The following is an 18,345-nucleotide window of genomic DNA, read 5'->3' as shown; positions in this document are numbered from 1 at the left end:
TTGGGGTTGTTTGATGCGCGGGCGCCCACGTTCGGTTGGCTTCCAAACGTCTGTCTGCCCGCCCGCGGCCCCTATGACAACAGCGGCCGGGCGGGCATACTCGGATTTCATTGCCTTGGCCCGGATCCTGCTCGGGCTGTTCAGACGTCACCTTCAAGCGAAAGCAATCCATGGATAGCGGAAACGGCCACCAGAAATTCTTTTCCCTCCTGCTGTTTGTCGTCACGCTCGGGCTCTGCTGGATCCTCTCGCCGTTCTTTGGCGCGGTGTTCTGGGGTGTCATCCTGGCGATCCTGTTTCAGCCCGTGCAGCGCGCGCTCGTCGCCCGCATGGGCAAGCGGCGCAACCTGGCCGCGCTCACCACGCTCACGCTGATCATCCTCATCGTGATCCTGCCCGTGATCTTTGTGGCGGCGACCATCGTGCAGGAAATCGGCGTCGCCTATCAGGAGGTCCAGAGCGCGCAGCCGAACTACTCCAGATACCTGTCTGAAGCGGTGCATGCGCTGCCGACGTGGGTGCAGCAGCTGCTTGCCAAAGCGGGCCTGACGAACATTGCCGGCATCCAGAAAAAACTCGCCGACGGCGCTGCGCAGATCAGCCAGTTTGCCGCCACGAAGGCGCTGAGCATCGGCCAGAACACGTTCCAGTTCGTGGTGGGTTTTGGCGTGATGCTCTACATGGTGTTCTTCCTGCTGCGCGATGGCACGGAGATCGGCCGCCGCGTGCGCCGCGCGCTGCCGATGGACGAAGAGCACAAGCGCCTGCTGCTGAGCAAGTTCACGACCGTCGTGCGCGCCACCGTCAAAGGCAACATTGCCGTGGCGCTGGTGCAGGGCGCGCTCGGCGGGCTGATCTTCTGGATCCTTGGCATTGACGGCGTGGTGCTGTGGGGCGCGCTGATGGCGTTCCTGTCGCTGCTGCCGGCGATTGGCGCGAGCCTCGTGTGGATTCCGGTCGCGGTCTACTTTCTGATGGTGGGGGCGATCTGGAAATGCGTGATCCTCGTCGCGTTCTGCGGCGGCGTGATCGGCCTGGTCGACAACCTGCTGCGCCCGCTGCTGGTCGGCAAGGACACCAAGATGCCCGACTGGGTCGTGTTGATCTCCACCCTGGGCGGAATGGAGCTGTTCGGCATCACCGGCTTCGTGATCGGGCCGCTGGTCGCCGCATTGTTCATGGCCAGCTGGGACATCTTTGCGCGCGGGCAGAACGAATGAGGCTTCGGCCGAATGGGCGGCGCGTCCCGCTCATATGCGCTCGAACCGCAGACCTGCGTGGCGCGTCAGGCGCTCGATGAAGCGTTCGTCGAACACCGTGGCCGGCGTCCAGAAACCGCCTGGTCGCCCCGTCTTGATGCCGTCCTTCACGTGGTCCAGCGCGAGGCTGGCAGCGGCCTGACCGAGCATCTTGCCGGTCGAGCCGTAGCCCGGGTCGCGATCGCCGGTCACCTTCACGCGCAAGGTGTTGCCTTGATCGGTTCGGCCGAACAGCCGCAGGTCGTAGCGGCCTGCCAATTGCGCGGCCGGCGTGGGGCCTTCGCCGGGTTTGGGCAACAGAAAGCGCTGCATCACGATGCGAGCGGGCTTGATGACAATGCCCAGCATGAATGCACCCAGGCCAGCCACCATCGTCATGGCTTTCATGCGGCCGCTCAGGCCGTGCCCGGTGATCACCGCTTCGTCATAGAGGAATGGATTGCCATAGGCATTGCCGGACAAGGCGTTGGAGCGGTGCACCACGCGCTCGTTGATGGCCGCCATGACAAAAGGCGCAATCCACGCATCGAAATCGGCATCGAACGCCGCGCCCCGGACAGAGCGCTGGCGCGCCGTGAAGCCGTGGGCCTTGGGGCAGAGCGCGTAGGGATCGGCCAGCTCCTTGCGCAAGGCGGGGTCGGCTGCGGCTTCCTGCACGACGTTGATCAGGCTGGCGATCGTGCCGCCCGATGCGCCGCCCTTTAGCGTCTTGACGCGCAGCTTCACCTGCGTGGCCGGCGTCCCCCATTGCCGCATGGCGTGTTGCTGCAGGAAGTAGACGCCCATGTCCGACGGCACCGAGTCGAACCCGCAGCAATGCACGATGCGCGCGCCGGACTGCTGCGCCGTCGCTTCATATTTGCCGATCATGCGCTTGATCCACTGCGTCTCGCCGGTGAGGTCGCAGTAGTCCGTCCCGCTTTCGGCGCAGACCTTGATCAACGGCTCGCCGTATAGGGCATAGGGGCCGACCGTGGAGACCACCACCCGCGTCTGCGCACACAGGGCCTGCAACTGCGCTTCGTTGGCTGCATCTGCCACGATGATCGGGACGGGCCCGCCCGCCGCACCCAGTGAACGTTTGACCTCGTGGAGCTTCGCATCGGATCGTCCGGCGATGGCCCAGCGCAGCGTTTCCGCATCTCCCGAAAAGTGTTCGGCCAGGTAGCGGGCCAGGATCTGGCCGACAAAGCTGGTGGCGCCAAAGACGACGACGTCATAGTCCGGAGCGGGCATGGAGTTTTCCTTTTTCTTTGGGCGGATGAGGCACTGGCCTGCGCTACTTCTATCGTTTAGCGGCAAACCAAGAGGGAAGGTGCCGAGCCTACCGAGCAACCTCAGCGTGTGGACCGCATCCCTTAGTAGACACGCGCGCCGCTCTTCTGTGTCGGTGAATTTGCCCGACTCCAGCCCCTGAAAGCGCGTTCCACATTACGAAATCCACGCGGAATTTTCTGCGCGCGCGCTTCCCGTTTGCTGAAAAACCATTCCGCATCGCAAAATAAGTGGTCTATCTCATTGAAAAATAAAGAAAAACTAACTCTTATGTCTTATATAAGACCTTGCTGCGACGCGTCAAAGGCGACCTACAATAAATCCATGCTGCTCGCTTCGAAACCCGTAGCTGCACACGCAACCGATTCTTCTCAAACGCGCTTTATTTCCAGGAAATTGACATGGCCCAGTATCAAGACGACATCAAGGCAGTTGCCGGTCTGAAAGAAACCTACGGCAGCGCATGGAATGCGATCAACCCCGAGTACGCGGCCCGCATGCGTGCCCAGAACAAGTTCAAGACGGGTCTGGACATCGCCAAGTACACCGCCAAGATCATGCGTGCCGACATGGCCGCCTACGACGCCGATCCGTCGAAGTACACGCAGTCGCTCGGTTGCTGGCACGGCTTCATCGGCCAGCAGAAGATGATATCCATCAAGAAGCACTTCAAGAGCACCGAACGCCGCTACCTGTACCTGTCGGGCTGGATGGTCGCTGCGCTGCGCTCGGAGTTCGGCCCGCTGCCGGACCAATCGATGCACGAGAAGACTTCGGTCAGCGCGCTGATCCGCGAGCTGTACACCTTCCTGCGCCAGGCCGACGCCCGTGAACTGGGCGGCCTGTTCCGCGAGCTGGACGCTGCCAAGGACGCCGCCGCCAAGGCCGCCATCCAGGAAAAGATCGACAACCACGTCACGCACGTCGTGCCCATCATTGCCGACATCGACGCTGGTTTCGGCAACGCAGAAGCCACGTACCTGCTGGCCAAGCAGTTCATCGAAGCGGGCGCCTGCTGCATCCAGATTGAAAACCAGGTGTCGGACGAGAAGCAGTGCGGCCACCAGGATGGCAAGGTCACCGTGCCGCACGAGGACTTCCTCGCCAAGATCCGCGCGATCCGCTACGCGTTCCTGGAACTGGGCGTGGACGACGGCATCATCGTCGCCCGTACCGATTCGCTGGGCGCCGGCCTGACCAAGCAGATTGCCGTGACCAAGGAGCCGGGCGACCTGGGCGACCAGTACAACTCGTTCCTCGATTGCGAAGAACTGTCGGCCGACCAACTGGGCAATGGCGACGTCGTCATCAAGCGTGACGGCAAGCTGCTGCGTCCGAAGCGCCTGCCGAGCAACCTGTTCCAGTTCCGCGCCGGCACGGGCGAAGCACGCTGCGTGCTCGACTGCATCACCGCGCTGCAGAACGGTGCCGACCTGCTGTGGATCGAAACCGAAAAGCCGCACATCGGCCAGATCGGCGGCATGGTCAAGGAAATCCGCAAGGTCATCCCGAACGCCAAGCTGGTGTACAACAACAGCCCGTCGTTCAACTGGACGCTGAACTTCCGTCAGCAGGTGTATGACGCGATGAAGGAAGCAGGCAAGGACGTGTCGGCCTACGAGCGCGGCCAGTTGATGAGCGCCGAGTACGACGACAGCGAACTGGCGAAGCTGGCCGACGAGAAGATCCGTACGTTCCAGGCCGATGCATCGCGCGAAGCCGGCATCTTCCATCACCTGATCACGCTGCCGACGTACCACACCGCCGCGCTGTCGACCGACAACCTGGCCAAGGAATACTTCGGCGACCAGGGCATGCTCGGCTACGTGGCGGGCGTGCAGCGCAAGGAAATCCGCCAAGGCATCGCCTGCGTTAAGCACCAGAACATGTCGGGCTCGGACATCGGCGACGACCACAAGGAATACTTCAGCGGCGAAGCAGCGCTGAAGGCGGCAGGTAAAGACAACACCATGAACCAGTTCCACTGATTCACGGCCAAGGTCCTACCCAAAGCACAACGCCAACCCATTGCGGGTTGGCGTTTTTTTTGTCTGGCAGAAAGGTTTGGCCGCTTCATCCGCTTTTGGCCGCGTCCACGCATTGCACCGGGTGTTCCAGAAGCGGCTTGGCATCACGCCCGGTCTGTATCGGGAGCGCTTCAGCGTGCGGCAAGCGCAAGGCACCGCTGCCCCCAATCGATGGATAGATTGATAACCAAAGCACATCAATCCTTCCGAAAATTGCACTTCTCGTTTGTGGGTCTCCCGGCGAACATTGCCAAAACGACAAGCGCCGTCCAACGGCGTATTCTTTTTTTGGCTTCCAGGAGACACCTCGATGTACCCCCCGTCCAGCCCGTCGACCGGGCAATCCAAGGCCGCTGCGGTCTTCCGCGTCACCGCCGGGAATTTCCTGGAGCAGTTCGACTTCTTCCTGTTCGGCTTCTACGCCACGCAGATCGCCAACGTCTTCTTTCCGACCGAAAGCGAGTTCGCCTCGCTGATGATGACGTTCGCTGTTTTTGGCGCCGGCTTTCTGATGCGGCCGCTCGGCGCGATCGTGCTCGGCGCCTACATTGACGACGTTGGCCGCCGCAAGGGGCTCATCGTCACGCTGTCCATCATGGCAAGCGGGACGGTGCTGATCGCGTTCGTTCCCGGCTACGCCACGATTGGTCTCTTGGCACCGGCGCTCGTGTTACTGGGGCGTCTCCTCCAGGGCTTCTCGGCCGGTGCGGAGCTCGGCGGCGTATCGGTCTATCTGGCCGAGATGGCCACGCCGGGCCGCAAGGGCTTTTTCACGAGCTGGCAGTCCGCCAGCCAGCAGGTCGCCATCGTCGTGGCGGCAGGTTTGGGCTTCGCGCTGAACCAATGGCTCAGTGCACCGGCCATCGCCGCATGGGGATGGCGTGTGCCGTTCTTCGTCGGTTGCATGATCGTGCCGTTCATCTTCGTGCTGCGCCGCAATCTTGAAGAAACGCAGGAGTTCAAGGCGCGCAAGCATCGTCCGAGCATGAAGGAGGTGTTCGGCACGCTGCTGCAAAACTGGGGCGTCGTGCTCGCCGGGATGATGCTGGTGGCAATGACCACGACGAGCTTCTACCTCATCACTGTCTACGCGCCGACGTTCGGCAAAACCGTCTTGCATCTGAGTACGGCCGACAGCCTGCTCGTGACGCTCTGCGTTGGGGTGTCGAACTTTGTGTGGCTGCCGATTGGCGGTGCGCTTTCCGACAGGATCGGCCGTCGGCCCCTGCTGATCGGCATGACGGTGCTGACCATCGCCACGGCATACCCGGCGCTTTCGTTCCTCGCGCACGCGCCCAGCTTCACGAACATGCTGCTCGTGCTGCTGTGGCTGTCGTTCATGTACGGCCTCTACAACGGCGCGATGGTCGTTGCGCTTACGGAAGTGATGCCCGTGCAGGTGCGCGTTGCCGGGTTCTCGCTCGCCTACAGCCTCGCCACGGCAGTGTTCGGCGGCTTTACACCGGCCATCTCGACAGCGGCCATCCATATGACCGGCGACAAGGCCGCTCCCGGCTACTGGATGAGCCTTGCCGCCGCGTGCGCGCTCCTGGCAACGTTGACGCTCTATCGCCGCCGTGCAGTGACGCTGGTGCCGGCGCACTGACGCCCAGCGCATCCTGCGTTTCGCATATTCACAAACACGTACGACCTGGCATGACCCTCACCATGAAGACTCTGTTTCGGAACCTGTGCGCAGCCGCGCTCGTTGCAACCTCGGCGGTGGCAGCCACCGTCCACGCTGCTGAACTGCACGTCATGAGTTCCGGTGGCTTTACGGCCGCCTATAAGCTGCTTGGGCCCAAGTTCACCGCGCAGACGGGCAACACGCTCGACACTGCACTCGGCCCGTCGATGGGCAAGTCGCCCGAAGCGATTCCGAATCGGCTCGCACGCGGCGAACCTGCCGATGCCGTGATCATGGTCGGCTACGCACTCGACGATCTGATCAAGCACGGCAAGGTCATCCCGGATTCGCGCGTGGAACTGGCCGACTCGCGCATCGGCATGGTGGTGCGCGAAGGTGCGGCCAAGCCCGATATCAGCTCACCCGAGGCCCTCAAGCAAGTGCTGCTGCATGCCAAGTCGATCGCCTACTCGGACAGCGCAAGCGGCGTCTATATCGAGCGCGAGCTGTTCAAGAAGTTGGGCATTGAAGAGCAGGTCAAGGCAAAGGCGAAGATGATTCCGCGCATTCCGGTGGCATCCGTGGTGGCGACGGGCGACTACGAAATCGGCTTCCAGCAAGTGAGCGAGCTGCTGCCGGTCCCGGGTGCAACCTTCGTCGGGAAGATCCCGGAGTCGCTGCAATCTGTGACGCGCTTCGCTGCAGGCATCCCCGTCGGCGCACAGCATCCGAAGGAAGCCAAGGCGCTTCTTGACTATCTCGCTTCGCCCGCCGTGCAGGCGGACGTGAAATCGACCGGGCTGGATTCTGTGCCGGCGCATTGAGATGGCGCGCCCGCGCGGCGCGTCAAGCCAAGCGCGTTTGTTTGTTCTTCATGCATCGCCTGTCGTCACGCCGCCGCGTTTCGCTTCAATGATCATCTGGTGAAACGCTTCTGCGGCGGGCGTCAATGCCCGGCCGCGCCGCTTCACGATGCCCACGCGCCGCTTCACGACAGGCTCCACCAGCGGCACGCTTGTCAGGATCGGATGGTCATGCCCCGGCATGGCCATCGATGGCACCGCAGCCACACCCAGCCCCGCTTCCACCAACCCCAGCATGGTCGTGACGTGCCGCGTCTCACAGACGCTTGGCGCACGCGGTGCCACGGCCGACAGCGCCTGATCGAGCAGCAGCCGGTTGCCGGAGGTCTTGTCCACTGACACGTATTCGTGTTCGTAAAGCTCGTTCCACGTCACGCGCTTTTTCCGGGCGAGCGGGTGGTCGCGCCGGCACGCGGCAACAAACCGCTCCTGCAGGAGCATCTTGAATTCGATCTCGGGCTCCTGGCTGCCCATGAAGCTCAGGCCAAAGTCTGCTTCGCCGCTGATGACGGCCCCCAGCACTTCGTTCGCGCTCGCATCCAGCAGCTTGACGCGGATGCGCGGAAACCGGCGGTGATAGCGCGCAATCAGGTTCGGCAGAAAGTAGTAGGCCACCGACGGCACGCAGGCGATGGTCACTTGCCCCAGGCGGCTCGATGAAATATCGCGAATACCCAGCAGCGCCACGTCGAGGTCGTCGAGCAGTTGTTCGGCGCTGCGGGCGAACACGCGGCCGACGGTGGTGAGCGTGACGCTGCGTGTGGTGCGCTCAAACAGGGGCACGCCGAGCGCGCTTTCGAGCTTTTCGATTCGACGGCTCAACGCGGGCTGGGAGATGCTGATCGCCTCCGCGGCCTTGCGGAAGTTGCCCAACTCCACCACCGCGCGAAACGCCTGCAAGTCCGTCAAATCGAAATTGATGCCCACTGGCCAGCCTCCACATCCCAGATGCGCAGCATTTTGCGCGATTTATCACGGGGGTGACACGTCTCCGGCGGCCCGCGGCAGGCGCTCGCCCAGTTGAACGCTGCGCACCGACACGGGGCGCAGATTCCAAGGGGCCGCGCGCGACAGCGCTCAAGCGCTTTATCAAAAAAGCTCATCAAACCTGCCAATGCGTTGAAATGCGCCGACGCTTCGTGTCACATGTCGCACCAAGCATGTCACCCCTCTTTCGTAGGGGGTGTGGCACGGTTCGTGCAGCCTTGCGCACGGTTTGACGACAACAAAAAAGTTGGGAGGGTGTATGTGCAACAAGCAGGTGTCCGGGGCACCGTTGTTGGAAGAGGCTTGCCGGCTGGGGAGCATGGTCAGCGTTTCGCATCGACGCTTCGACGCGCGAAGGCCCTGTCGATGACTCCGCATCTACCGCGGCGCATTCAGCGCTGCACAGATGGCATCGCGCATGGCGAATTGAATGCCGCGGGGTCGATGGAGGGCCCAGCAACCAGATACCAGATGCATCTCTTCTTTCAAGGATTTCTTTGATGATCGTGTTTTCTCAACGATGGATTGCCGTCGCAGCGATTGCGTTTGCGTTGGCGGGCTGTGGTGGCGGATCCGATAGCACGCAGGCCGGCAGCACGAGCGGTGGCACGGGGACGCAAGGCGGCACCAACGGGGGCAGCAACGGTGGTACCCCTGGCGGTCAGACCGGTGGGAACGGCGGTGGAAGCACCGGCGGCGGCACGCCCAGCCTGTCGGCCAGCGCCGCGCTCGTTCAGAAATTGGGCAAGCCTTCGCGCGTGCTCGTCGGCCTGGGTTCGGGCCAGTCGATTTCGGATATGCAGAGCCAGGGCATTCGGCCTGACATCATCGACGTCTACCTCGTGGGGGCCGGGCCGGGTTCGTGGCCCTACTGGAACAGCCCTGACGGCGCGTACATCACGTATGCCGCGCAAGCTGCCCAGACCTATGGCGCCACCCCGATGTTCACGTTCTACCAGATGGCGCAGAACGGTGACGGCAACCTGAGCGGCATCACCGATGCGACGTTCATGAACACGTACTGGAGCCAGGCGCGATTGATGTATCAACGCATTGCTGCGCTGAATGCGCCCGTGCTGGTCAACCTGGAGCCCGACTTCTGGGGCTACGTGTGGGCGCAGGCCCCGAGCCACGACCCCACGCAGATGCCCGCGGTGGTGAACAGCCAGCCGGAATGCAGCAGCCTGCCCAACACCGCCGCCGGTATCGGGCAGTGCCTGGTGCAGATGGCGCGCCAGATCGCACCCAAGGCGCTGATCGGATTCCCGCCCGCGTTCTGGTCGGGATCGCCGACTGCGGTTGCGGGCGAAATGCGCGCTGCGGCCGCGCACCAGGCTGACTTCATCGTCGCCCAGACCAGCGACCGTGACGCCGGCTGCCTGGAAGCTGCCGCCGTGTCGGAGTGCACGGGCCGCGGCGGTACGTTCTATTGGGATGAGAACAACGTCAACACGCCCAATTTCCATCAGTCGCAAACCAGTTACCTGGACTATCGGACTGCGTTGGGGAATGGGCTGCCCATTCTGTGGTGGCAGACGCCGCTGGGCGTGCCGTCCAGCACGCCGGGCGGCACCAATCAGCACTACCGCGACAACCGCGTCGACTACATGCTGCGCAACACGCAGGAATACGGCACCGGCCATACCTTTGCCATCGTCTTTGGCTCGGGCGGCACGTACCAGACCACGATCAACACCGACGGCGGCCAGTTCGCGCGGCTGCTCGGTCTGTATCTCGGCGGGGGCGGCGCCACCCTGCAATAACCGGGCGGGCGGGGCTGATGCGAGGCTAGGGAGCCGTGGCGTAGTCAACGCGGTTGCGGCCTTTGCGCTTGGCTTCGTAGAGCGCATCGTCCGCAGCCTTGGTCAATGCGGTCAGCGACGGGAAGCTCGAGCGCCGCGCGGTCGCGCAACCGACGCTCACGGTGAAAGGGGCCAGTCCTGTGTTGCCCACGGACGCGCCTGTGCCTTCCACTTCGGCACGGATGGCTTCGGCGATGCGCGTGGCGCCCGCCTCGCCCGTATCAGGCAACAGCACCACGAATTCCTCACCGCCATATCGGGCCGCGAGATCGCCGCGTCGTCGCACATGCTTGGAGATGCACTGGGCGAGGTACTGGAGCGCGATGTCGCCCTGAGCATGACCGTGCTCGTCGTTATAGCGTTTGAAGTGATCGGCATCGACGAAGAGCACGGATAGGCGACTGTCGTTCCGTTGCAGGCGATCCCACTCGTTTTCCAGCGCGACATCCAGAGCGCGCCTGTTCTTCAGGCCGGTGAGCGGATCGGTTTGCGTAAGCTCGCGCAGGTGGGCTTCCGCCATCACGCGGCCCCGCAGCGCAAAAGCCAGGAGCCAGACGCCTGCGCAGAACGCAAGACTCACCGACAGCGACGACAGCCCGACGATCCATGACAGCCGCCGCCAGGCCGCAAGCGCATCGCTCATGGCCGGCGCGACCACGGCGATGAACGGTGTGCCCGGCACGCGTTGGAACGTATAGAGGCGGAGCACGCCGTCGCTGGCCGACGGCGCCACATAGAAGCCGGACTCCTGGTTGACCATGCGCGGGAACGTCAGCGATTTGCTGAGATTGAGCGCGCGCGCTGCGCTGGGCGGCGGATTTCTCGCCACCAGCGTTCCGTCGGTGCGGACGATGGCCGTGATGCCGCGCGGCCCGACATCGAGCTTCTCAAGAAGCTGGCGGAAGTAGTCGAGGTCGATTGCCACCAGCGCGGTGCCGGCAAACGTGCCATCCCGGCGGTTCATCCTTCGGCTCAGCGCGATGGCCTCCACCCCTGCGCGTGACCGGGCCTTGTAGACGGCGGACACGTAGAGCCCATCGTTTGCGTGGTCGCGATGGACGAGGAAGTAGTCGCGGTCGCTGAAATCCCACCGGTGCGTGAGGGAGCAGCAACCGTCGACGAGCTGGCCCTTGTCGTCGGTCACGCCCATGCCCGTGACATACCGGGCGGAGGCCGTCGGGCTGAACAGCAGATCGTGCCGGACGTCCGGATCGAGGTTGCGGATGCCGGGTTTGTCGAGCGCGGCGATCAGCGTCTGCAGCGATTGATCTGCCGATTCAACGGTGCGCGAGATGTGGCTGGCCAGAACGGCAGCGACGTTCTTCGAGGTGTCGTGTGCGTGCTCGATGGCCGTTTCACGGTTGGCCCACAGGGTCAGCACACTGATTGCCAGGACAATGAATGTCAGCAACGTTCCGAGTGCACCAACGATCAAGGGATGGTGGCCTGCCGATGTGGCCAGCCGTTGGGCAAGGGGGCGAAGGGACATGTCGTGGTCTTGGGCGACGACAAACCGCAACGCTGCCGGGTCGACGGGGCATCGTGCGGTCGATCTTGGGGACGGTATTGATAGGTGTGGGGCACGCCGTCACCGCTGGTTATCGGCACAAGACAGCAAAACTGCAGTCCAGCGAGCGGTTTCTGTTGGAAGCCCCGCCCGCCGGACACAAAGCGCGGAGGCGGGCAGGGGCATCCGCCGCTTCGCCAGTCGGCCCCAGCCGCCCATACCCGCCCATACCCGCGCGGCTCAGCGTGCGAGCGTCGCAGCGAAATCGCGATACGAGCCCAGCGGCCGGCCCAGCAGGGCGGTCAGACGCTCGACATCGCCCGCCTGCGGCACCATGCCGTCGCTGACATACCGTTCGGCCATCAGGCGCATCTCATAAGCCATCCACTTGGGCAGGAAGTTCGTCAGGTTGTGCTCGAATCCGGTCGGGTCGTCGCCGCCGTAGGCCACGGGGCGGCCGAGGGTTTCTGACCAGATCGAGGCCAGCTCGGGGCCCGTCAGCGTATCGGGGCCCACGAGGTTGAGGATCTCGATCGGCAGCTTGCCCGGCGCCGCATGCCGGCGGATCAACTCGATGGCCGCGACTTCCGCGATGTCGCGCGTGTCGACCATCGCAACGCCCTTGCTGCCGATCGGCATCGGGTAGACGCCATGGTTGAAGATGACGTCCTTGACCATGTGTTCGTTGTCCATGAAGTAGGCCGGACGCAGGATGGTGGCGCTGAAGCCCATCTGCTCGATCATGCGTTCCGCGCCGGACTTCACTGCAAAGTGCGGCACGTTCACGAAGCGCTCGGCGTGCATGACCGACAGATAGACGACGCGCTCAACGCCGGATTCGCGCGCCACGTTCAGCGCAAGCAAGGCCTGTGTGAATTCGTCCCCTGCGACCGCATTGAGCAGGAACAGGGTCCGGACGCCGACAAAGGCACGCCGCAGCGAGTCCAGATCCAGCATGTCGCCCTGCACGACGTTCACGCCGGGCGGGAAGTCGGCTTTTGCGGGGTCGCGAACCAGCGCGCGCACGTCCGCACCGCGGTGAGCCAGTTGATGGACGACTTGGCGGCCGACGCGGCCGGTAGCACCAGTAACGAGGATGGTCATGATGTTCACTCCTTGAGTGGGTTGGGTTCCCAGCTAAGGTAGGTGATCCATATGTGGTCCGGAAGATGCTATAAATAGACAGGGTGTCTCAACGGTGGAACATATGGATTGGCTGGCGCTTGCGGATTTCAACCTCGTTGCCCGACATGGAAGCTTTGGCGAGGCCGCCCGGGCGACGGGGCGGCCGAAGGCGACGCTCTCTCGCCGGGTCTCGGAGCTGGAGGGCAGTCTCGATCTTCGGCTGTTCGAGCGCGGTTCGCGCGGGCTCAAGCTCACCCAGGAGGGCCATGCGCTGTACGAGCGTACGGGCACGCTGCTCGCCGAGATCGCTGAAACCGCCGCTGCAATTGCATCAGGCAGCGAACGGCCGCGCGGACGTCTGCGCATCAGCGCGCCCATGCTGTTTTCGCAGGTGGCCATGGGCAAGCTGGTGGCAACGTTTGCGCTGAAATATCCCGAGGTGCAGTTGGAGGTGACCACCGAAGACCGCGGCGTCGACATGATCGAAGAGGGGTATGACCTCGTCATCCGCGTCAACCCGGCCCCGGACGAGAGCCTGATCGGACGCGTGTTTCTGCGTGATCGCCTGGTCGTCGTGGCCGGACCCGGACTGGAGCGGCCGTCGGGTCAAGCCGTGACGCCGGCCGTTCTTCGTGGCCCCGCCAATGCGGCCGCAGCCTGGGATATCACTGGGCCGGAGGGCAAGTCGCGTATCGGCATCAGGCCGGTCGCGCAGCTGTCGTCGCTCATCATGGTGCGCGACACCGTCCGTCTTGGTGTGGGCGCCGCCTGCCTGCCGGTGTCGCTCGTGGCGCAGGACCTGGAGGCCGGCACGCTGGTGCATTGGGGCGATCTGGAGGGGTCAGATATCTCGGTCTGGGCGCTGTATCCGTCCAGACGGTTGCTGAGCCCCCGCGTTTCCGCTTTTCTCGAGCATCTCAAAGACGCTTTTCCGACGGGCGAGCCGCAAGAGCTGGCGGCCTTTATCCGTTCGTCGCCGTAGGATGCAGGTGGCAAGCTGCCACGGCAGTTCCAGGAGACGCCGGCCTTGAAGACGAAATGGGCGACGGGCTTCCCGTTCGCTGCGCCAGTGTTTAAGCGTGGAACGCGAGGCTTGGACCGTGGGGTTCGAGTGTTTGAGGGTGAAGCTTCAGTGTTTGAGGGTGAAGCTGCCCACCGTCGTCACAACATGCGCTGGCCGCCCTCTCAGAGCGGCCACACTCGGCAAGACCGTAGCCCGCGCGAAACTCAGAGTCCCAGGTCGGACAAACCGGGGTGGTCCTCCGGGCGGCGCCCCAGGGGCCACAAGAACTTCCTGTCGGCTTCCTTGATCGGGAGGTCGTTGATGCTCGCATGGCGATGCGTCATCAGGCCTTGTTCGTCGAATTCCCAGTTCTCATTGCCATAGCTGCGATACCACTGGCCAGCGTCGTCGTGCCACTCGTAGGCGAAACGCACGGCGATACGGTTTCCCTCGAACGCCCACAATTCCTTGATCAGGCGGTAGTCCAGTTCGCGTTTCCACTTCCGCTCCAGGAGCGCCTGCGCTTGTTCCCGGCCGACAGGAAATTCCGTACGGTTACGCCAGCGGGTATCCGCGCTGTATGCCAGGACGATGCGAGCGGGTTCACGTGTATTCCACGCGTCTTCTGCCAGCCGAACCTTTTGCATGGCGGTTTCGCGAGTGAATGGGGGCAGGGGCGGGCGAGCTTCCATGGCAACTCCATGTGGTTGTTGGTCAGTGTAGACAGATCTGTCTAGGTGCAAAGGTAGTGCATAGAGACAGATCTGTCTAGGTCAAATTTGCGCCCACACATCCAAGGCAGACAAACTTGTCTACAATGCCCGCTATGACCTCTGAAACCCGTGCCCCCAGCGACTTCTCCGCCCGTGAGCGCATCCTGTTGACTGCGCACGACCTCTTCTATCGTGAAGGCATTCGTGCAACCGGTATTGACCGCGTCATTGAGGTATCCCAGGTTGCGAAGGCGACGTTTTATCGGCACTACCCGAGCAAGAGCGACCTCATTACGGCTTACCTGAATTTCCGCCACGACAACTGGATGCGATGGCTTCGGGCAACGTTGGAGCGACATCTCAGTTCGGGAAGCTCCCCGCTCGATGCCCTGCTGGCGACCTTCAACGAGTGGTGGCGTCACCCGGACTTTCGCGGTTGCGCGTTCATCAACGCCGCCGTCGAGCTTCCTGAAGCGGTTGAACTGGCGAGGCGCCACAAAGAGGAAATGACCGCGGCGTTCGAGACGCTTCTGCTGCATGGAGCAGGACGACCGGCGCGGGCGAGAGCGCTGAGTTTGGCCGTGGATGGCGCCATCGTCCACGCTCAGATGGGGCAGCCTTTGCGTACCGTTCTGGATGCACTCAAACAACTTGCCGAGCCGCTTCTCAAGGGGAAGGTGTAGGCGTAGGTTGTGCGCGGGGCGAGCTGGAAGCGCTCGAGGTCAAGGCTGCAAAGCTTGTCCCCTATGTTGAGGCCGTTACTTGCGGTGAGGCGTAGAGCAATCGACGAACGATCCATCGCTCATGCGGTTTATTTCCCGGGGACAACCGGCAACATTGCCTCGCGGCTCAATCCCTTCGGAGCGATACGCCGCTCAGATCTGAAAAGGGGGCGTCTTGCGTTTGCGACGTCCGATCGCAATGTGGATCCACAGGGCGATACACACCACCATGCCTGCCGACCAGTGCAACACTTCTGCGCTCTGGCGCATCAGTTCGCCATTGACGTAGTACAACGCGTAACCCGTCAGTACCAGCGCGATCGTCAGTGAGCCCAGCATTGCGCCTGCTGTGCGATTGCGCCGCCGCACCCACGCGTTGCGAATGTGCGGGCCCCACAGCATGCCGAACAGGTACAAGCTCATCATGGCGGCGGCGCCATGCAGCTTCATGCTCCACGCCAGCGCGAGCGTACCGGTGTCGCTCCCTTCGTCGAGGAAGTGCAGTGCGAGCCAAGCCAGGCCAGTGACGAAGAGGACAGCAAACACGCCATACACCATCCACCGCCGTCGGCGGCTCAGGCGAAACGCGCTCTCGCGCACATGGTGGGCAAAACGCGGAGAAACAGACATGGTGTATGAGGCAGCGGATTAACCGGGCGAGTATACGGTGACCGCTGCGCCGTACTGGGCAAGCAGTGGATGCGCGGCATTCCCCGTGGCCAGCACGATTTTTGTCAGCGCATCGGCCAGTACGCAGCTCGGGGCCTGAACGGTTGCGCCTGCGAGAGCCGGAAGTGCGAGGCGGTCCGCGTTATGAATTCGGGATGGGGTATCAAGGCCGGCCGCCAGCCCGCCGGCCGTTGAACTGGCGAGCGCGGCATTGTGCAGCCGCACGGTTGCGGCGATCCGCGCCGCATTGCGTGGGTCACGTATCTGCACACGCATCGGGCGTGTGCCGTGGTGCCGTAGATCGCCGCCCGCGTTGACGACGGCGTCTTCCACAGCAAAGCCGCGCAGCGTTTCAATTGCGCAATCGACGGCATACCCTTTGGCGATCCCGCCCAGGTCCATCCGTGCTTGCGTCTGCTTGTCAACGACATCGCCAGCAAAGGCGACAGGGAAGCGCGTATCGGCCAGTTGCTCAGGCGTGCCAACGCGGCAATCGAATGCGCGTGCGGATGCCTCGTGCAAGGTGCAGGCCAAGCGCAGCACCGTCAACGTTCTTGGATCAACGCGCAGTCGTGTGCCCGGCGCCGCGCGGTTGATCGCCTGCAACTCGCTGTGCGCGGTGTGAAAGCTCAGCAGCGCCTGAACGGCAGCAATTTCGTCAAAGGCAGCCGCGACGGCCGCTTCGGCCTCCGGCCCCTCAGCCCGCACGTCGACCAGTGTGCCGAGCAACGGCCGCGCGCGCCGGCAAGTTGCGCGCATCAGCGCTGGACGAGTGCCAACTGCGCCATCACCGCAATGCGGCGAATGCCGTCGGTCAGGTGCGTGCACGACAGCGTTGCGCCGCTGATGTTGTTGATGTCGTCGCCCACGCGCAGCGGCGATTTGGCTGACTTGCCGAGAAACTGGGCGCGCCACGGCTTGTTGCGCACCTCGTACCCGTGGCTTTCGCGGTAGGTGAGGATTTCAACGCCGCTGATCTCGCCGGCCGTGTTCAGCGCCACGGCGTAATTGATCAGCTCGAACTTACCGATGACGGCGTCGGTCACGAAGTAGCCGACCGTCTTATCGCCTTGCTTGGCTTGCCATGCGCGCCACGCACCCGGCTTGGCCGGGCCGCCCGCACGTTCGGCCAGCTGCCTGAGCTGGTCGGCTGAGAGCGTGAGCGGCACCGGCTCGAAGCCTGTGGCGTCAGGAAACATTGCTTTCTGGGCCTCGGCAGCGGACAGGTAGTCCGCCGCAAACGCCTTGGTGACGATCATGCCGGGCGCCCCCACGGCAGCGGCACAGACGAGAACAATGGGCACTGGCTGGTAACGCATGGCTTGCACCTCTTTGGATTTGCCGCTCCCGCAGCTTAGAACGACACGCCCAGGCCCAGATCCACACGCGAGAAATCGCGGTTCTGCTTGAAGCGCTGGTAGTCCACCTTGAAGACCACGTTCGGGTTCAGATAGAAGTTCGCGCCGATGGTGTACACGGTGTCGGACAACGAGGGCCAACCGGCAGGGAAAGTGAAGCCCGGCGCAAGACCCGCGTACTTTTCACCCATGTTGTAGCGCTCGTAGCGGACAAACGGTGCAAAACGATAGTCGCCCTTTTGCCACACGTTGTACGCCGCCTGCATGAACCAGCCATAGAACGCCGAGGGCATCGGATTGGCTGCGCCCGGGTTGGCCTGATTGACTGCTTCGGTGTTGCTGAGCGTGCCGCGTGCGTACAGCGCCGACAGGTCCCACTTGCCGGGCGTCCAGCGAGCGTGCGCCTCATACAGCGTGGCGCGCTGCTCCGGTAGCGGTGCGTCGGTGCTCGAGCGGCTGCTCTTGCCCGTAAAGATGGAGCCGCCGAGCGTCAGGCCCGAAATGCCCGTGTAGTTGAGCGCGACGTATTGCGACAGGTTCTTCGCACTGGCCAGCCCCAGCTCCTGGTGTGTCTGCTGCAGCGGACCTGCGCCGTTGTTCTGCATCTCCAGCGCGGAGTTGAACAGCGGGTTTTCCGGGTTGAAGTTCCACTTGGCGAGGTTCAGGCCGGTCGTCAGGCCAACGTTCCAGTTCAGGCCGAAATCGGTATCGCCGTACAGCGAGAGACCGCCCTCACGCCACGTGCTTGGGATGATCAGCGTCTCGACAAAGTTGCGATGGACGCCGTAGTAGTTGGTCGGCTCGTGGTTGCGGTTGATAAAGCCGCTCGGGATCAGGAACAGGCCTGCATTCAAGCCGATCTTGTCGGTCAGCTTGTGATCGATGTAGAACTGCTCGACTTCGAATTCACCCGAGTCAGATGACGAGGCAATAGCGTGCTCAATCTCGAACTCGGAATTGAAGCGCGTCTTGTCGTTGAACTTGTAACCAATGCCGAACACCGCGCGCGCGAGGTCCATCTTGGTGTCTTCGGAGCGGCGCGTCGGGCGGCTGTAGTTGACTTCGCCGTAGCCCCACAACGTGAGGTTGTCGAGCGGCGACGGCCGGCTTGAGGCGAGCTGCGCCGTCTGCACGGTCTGCTGCACGTCTTGCAGGGCCGCGGTTTGCTGTGCCTGTGCCTTCGCCTGCGTCTGCTGCTGGGTGGCGAGCGTCGCGTTCTGCGCCTTCACCTCTTTCAGCTCCGCCTTGAGCGCTTCAATCTGCGCGGCCATGGCGTCGAGTTTCTGTTCGAGTTGCGCGGTGGTGGCGGCATCGGCTGCGCCGGCCCCCATCAGCGCAATGACGGCGGCTGCCGACAAGGCGGTTCGTTTCATGCTGTGACGCTCCCTGGTCTTGGAATTTTGAATTG

Annotated in this window: 16 protein-coding genes; 7 read left to right on the top strand and 9 right to left on the bottom strand. The window is 63.2% G+C overall.

Translation table 11 applies throughout. The features are described from left to right. The first annotated feature begins 170 nt into the window (after positions 1-170). Positions 171-1,220: an AI-2E family transporter gene (locus R2676_RS10055; protein WP_206275744.1), complete on the top strand. Its 1,050-nt coding sequence runs from the start codon at positions 171-173 to the stop codon at positions 1,218-1,220. A gap of 30 nt (positions 1,221-1,250) precedes the next feature. Here the strand turns inward: R2676_RS10055 and R2676_RS10050 are convergent, their stop codons facing one another. Then, positions 1,251-2,495, bottom strand: a complete 1,245-nt coding sequence (locus tag R2676_RS10050; RefSeq protein WP_206275743.1) for a saccharopine dehydrogenase family protein — start codon at positions 2,493-2,495, stop codon at positions 1,251-1,253. A gap of 440 nt (positions 2,496-2,935) precedes the next feature. Between R2676_RS10050 and R2676_RS10045 the strand changes: the two genes are divergently transcribed. The 3 genes from R2676_RS10045 (at position 2,936) to R2676_RS10035 (ending at position 7,012) form a co-directional block, all read left to right on the top strand. Then, positions 2,936-4,522 (top strand): isocitrate lyase, encoded by a 1,587-nt coding sequence (locus R2676_RS10045; RefSeq protein WP_316857093.1) that lies wholly within the window; start codon positions 2,936-2,938, stop codon positions 4,520-4,522. 349 nt (positions 4,523-4,871) lie between these two features. Further along, complete coding sequence (gene tcuC, locus R2676_RS10040) at positions 4,872-6,167, top strand: MFS transporter (RefSeq protein ID WP_206275741.1); 1,296 nt, start codon at positions 4,872-4,874, stop codon at positions 6,165-6,167. 62 nt (positions 6,168-6,229) lie between these two features. After that, positions 6,230-7,012, top strand: a complete 783-nt coding sequence (locus tag R2676_RS10035; RefSeq protein ID WP_206275740.1) for a substrate-binding domain-containing protein — start codon at positions 6,230-6,232, stop codon at positions 7,010-7,012. A 48-nt stretch (positions 7,013-7,060) separates the two neighbouring features. On the opposite strand, the gene R2676_RS10030 is transcribed toward R2676_RS10035, so the two are convergent. Next, positions 7,061-7,978: a LysR family transcriptional regulator gene (locus tag R2676_RS10030; RefSeq protein ID WP_206275739.1), complete on the bottom strand. Its 918-nt coding sequence runs from the start codon at positions 7,976-7,978 to the stop codon at positions 7,061-7,063. Between the two features lie 560 nt (positions 7,979-8,538). On the opposite strand from R2676_RS10030, the gene R2676_RS10025 reads away from it, so the two are divergent. Beyond that, on the top strand, positions 8,539-9,801 hold the full coding sequence (locus R2676_RS10025; protein WP_316857092.1) for a hypothetical protein: 1,263 nt from the start codon (positions 8,539-8,541) through the stop codon (positions 9,799-9,801). A 25-nt stretch (positions 9,802-9,826) separates the two neighbouring features. Here R2676_RS10025 and R2676_RS10020 read toward each other — a convergent pair whose 3' ends face one another. Both R2676_RS10020 and R2676_RS10015 read right to left on the bottom strand, forming a co-directional pair. Continuing rightward, positions 9,827-11,329: a GGDEF domain-containing protein gene (locus R2676_RS10020; protein ID WP_206275738.1), complete on the bottom strand. Its 1,503-nt coding sequence runs from the start codon at positions 11,327-11,329 to the stop codon at positions 9,827-9,829. Between the two features lie 258 nt (positions 11,330-11,587). After that, the gene (locus R2676_RS10015) at positions 11,588-12,451 is read right to left on the bottom strand and encodes an SDR family oxidoreductase (protein WP_206275737.1); all 864 of its coding nucleotides are present in this window, start codon (positions 12,449-12,451) and stop codon (positions 11,588-11,590) included. Between the two features lie 103 nt (positions 12,452-12,554). On the opposite strand from R2676_RS10015, the gene R2676_RS10010 reads away from it, so the two are divergent. Then, the gene (locus R2676_RS10010; RefSeq protein WP_206275785.1) at positions 12,555-13,454 is read left to right on the top strand and encodes a LysR family transcriptional regulator; all 900 of its coding nucleotides are present in this window, start codon (positions 12,555-12,557) and stop codon (positions 13,452-13,454) included. Between the two features lie 245 nt (positions 13,455-13,699). Here R2676_RS10010 and R2676_RS10005 read toward each other — a convergent pair whose 3' ends face one another. Beyond that, positions 13,700-14,167, bottom strand: coding sequence for a nuclear transport factor 2 family protein (locus R2676_RS10005; RefSeq protein WP_206275736.1), 468 nt, complete (start codon positions 14,165-14,167; stop codon positions 13,700-13,702). Positions 14,168-14,301: 134 nt separating this feature from the next. Between R2676_RS10005 and R2676_RS10000 the strand changes: the two genes are divergently transcribed. Next, entirely contained in the window at positions 14,302-14,871 is a 570-nt protein-coding gene (locus R2676_RS10000) for a TetR/AcrR family transcriptional regulator (protein ID WP_206275735.1), read from the top strand. 192 nt (positions 14,872-15,063) lie between these two features. Here the strand turns inward: R2676_RS10000 and R2676_RS09995 are convergent, their stop codons facing one another. From R2676_RS09995 to R2676_RS09980, 4 genes are read right to left on the bottom strand one after another with little or no spacing between them, the layout of a single operon-like run. Further along, complete coding sequence (locus R2676_RS09995) at positions 15,064-15,540, bottom strand: hypothetical protein (RefSeq protein ID WP_206275734.1); 477 nt, start codon at positions 15,538-15,540, stop codon at positions 15,064-15,066. A gap of 18 nt (positions 15,541-15,558) precedes the next feature. Further along, complete coding sequence (locus R2676_RS09990; protein WP_316857090.1) at positions 15,559-16,308, bottom strand: FAD:protein FMN transferase; 750 nt, start codon at positions 16,306-16,308, stop codon at positions 15,559-15,561. Between the two features lie 29 nt (positions 16,309-16,337). Further along, on the bottom strand, positions 16,338-16,898 hold the full coding sequence (locus R2676_RS09985) for an FMN-binding protein (protein ID WP_206275732.1): 561 nt from the start codon (positions 16,896-16,898) through the stop codon (positions 16,338-16,340). 35 nt (positions 16,899-16,933) lie between these two features. After that, a complete protein-coding gene (locus tag R2676_RS09980; protein WP_206275731.1) occupies positions 16,934-18,310 on the bottom strand; it encodes a porin in 1,377 nt (458 codons plus the stop codon). Positions 18,311-18,345 lie beyond the last annotated feature (35 nt).

Origin of the sequence: Ralstonia flatus (assembly GCF_958439105.1) — a bacterium.
In the GTDB taxonomy this organism is placed as follows: Bacteria; Pseudomonadota; Gammaproteobacteria; order Burkholderiales; family Burkholderiaceae; genus Ralstonia; species Ralstonia flatus.
The sequence above is the reverse complement of the archived record's forward strand: the minus strand, read 5'-3'. Positions and strand labels throughout refer to the sequence as shown.

Bases quoted from the DNA above. Each gene is read 5' to 3' on its own strand.
- tcuC (WP_206275741.1), top strand. From the start codon at position 4,872: ATGTACCCCCCGTCCAGCCCGTCGACCGGGCAATCCAAGGCCGCTGCG.
- R2676_RS10055 (WP_206275744.1), top strand. From the start codon at position 171: ATGGATAGCGGAAACGGCCACCAGAAATTCTTTTCCCTCCTGCTGTTT.
- R2676_RS09980 (WP_206275731.1), bottom strand. From the start codon at position 18,310: ATGAAACGAACCGCCTTGTCGGCAGCCGCCGTCATTGCGCTGATGGGG.
- R2676_RS09985 (WP_206275732.1), bottom strand. From the start codon at position 16,898: ATGCGTTACCAGCCAGTGCCCATTGTTCTCGTCTGTGCCGCTGCCGTG.
- R2676_RS10050 (WP_206275743.1), bottom strand. From the start codon at position 2,495: ATGCCCGCTCCGGACTATGACGTCGTCGTCTTTGGCGCCACCAGCTTT.
- R2676_RS10020 (WP_206275738.1), bottom strand. From the start codon at position 11,329: ATGTCCCTTCGCCCCCTTGCCCAACGGCTGGCCACATCGGCAGGCCAC.
- R2676_RS10010 (WP_206275785.1), top strand. From the start codon at position 12,555: ATGGATTGGCTGGCGCTTGCGGATTTCAACCTCGTTGCCCGACATGGA.
- R2676_RS10035 (WP_206275740.1), top strand. From the start codon at position 6,230: ATGAAGACTCTGTTTCGGAACCTGTGCGCAGCCGCGCTCGTTGCAACC.
- R2676_RS10025 (WP_316857092.1), top strand. From the start codon at position 8,539: ATGATCGTGTTTTCTCAACGATGGATTGCCGTCGCAGCGATTGCGTTT.
- R2676_RS10015 (WP_206275737.1), bottom strand. From the start codon at position 12,451: ATGACCATCCTCGTTACTGGTGCTACCGGCCGCGTCGGCCGCCAAGTC.
- R2676_RS10000 (WP_206275735.1), top strand. From the start codon at position 14,302: ATGACCTCTGAAACCCGTGCCCCCAGCGACTTCTCCGCCCGTGAGCGC.
- R2676_RS10005 (WP_206275736.1), bottom strand. From the start codon at position 14,167: ATGGAAGCTCGCCCGCCCCTGCCCCCATTCACTCGCGAAACCGCCATG.
- R2676_RS10045 (WP_316857093.1), top strand. From the start codon at position 2,936: ATGGCCCAGTATCAAGACGACATCAAGGCAGTTGCCGGTCTGAAAGAA.
- R2676_RS09995 (WP_206275734.1), bottom strand. From the start codon at position 15,540: ATGTCTGTTTCTCCGCGTTTTGCCCACCATGTGCGCGAGAGCGCGTTT.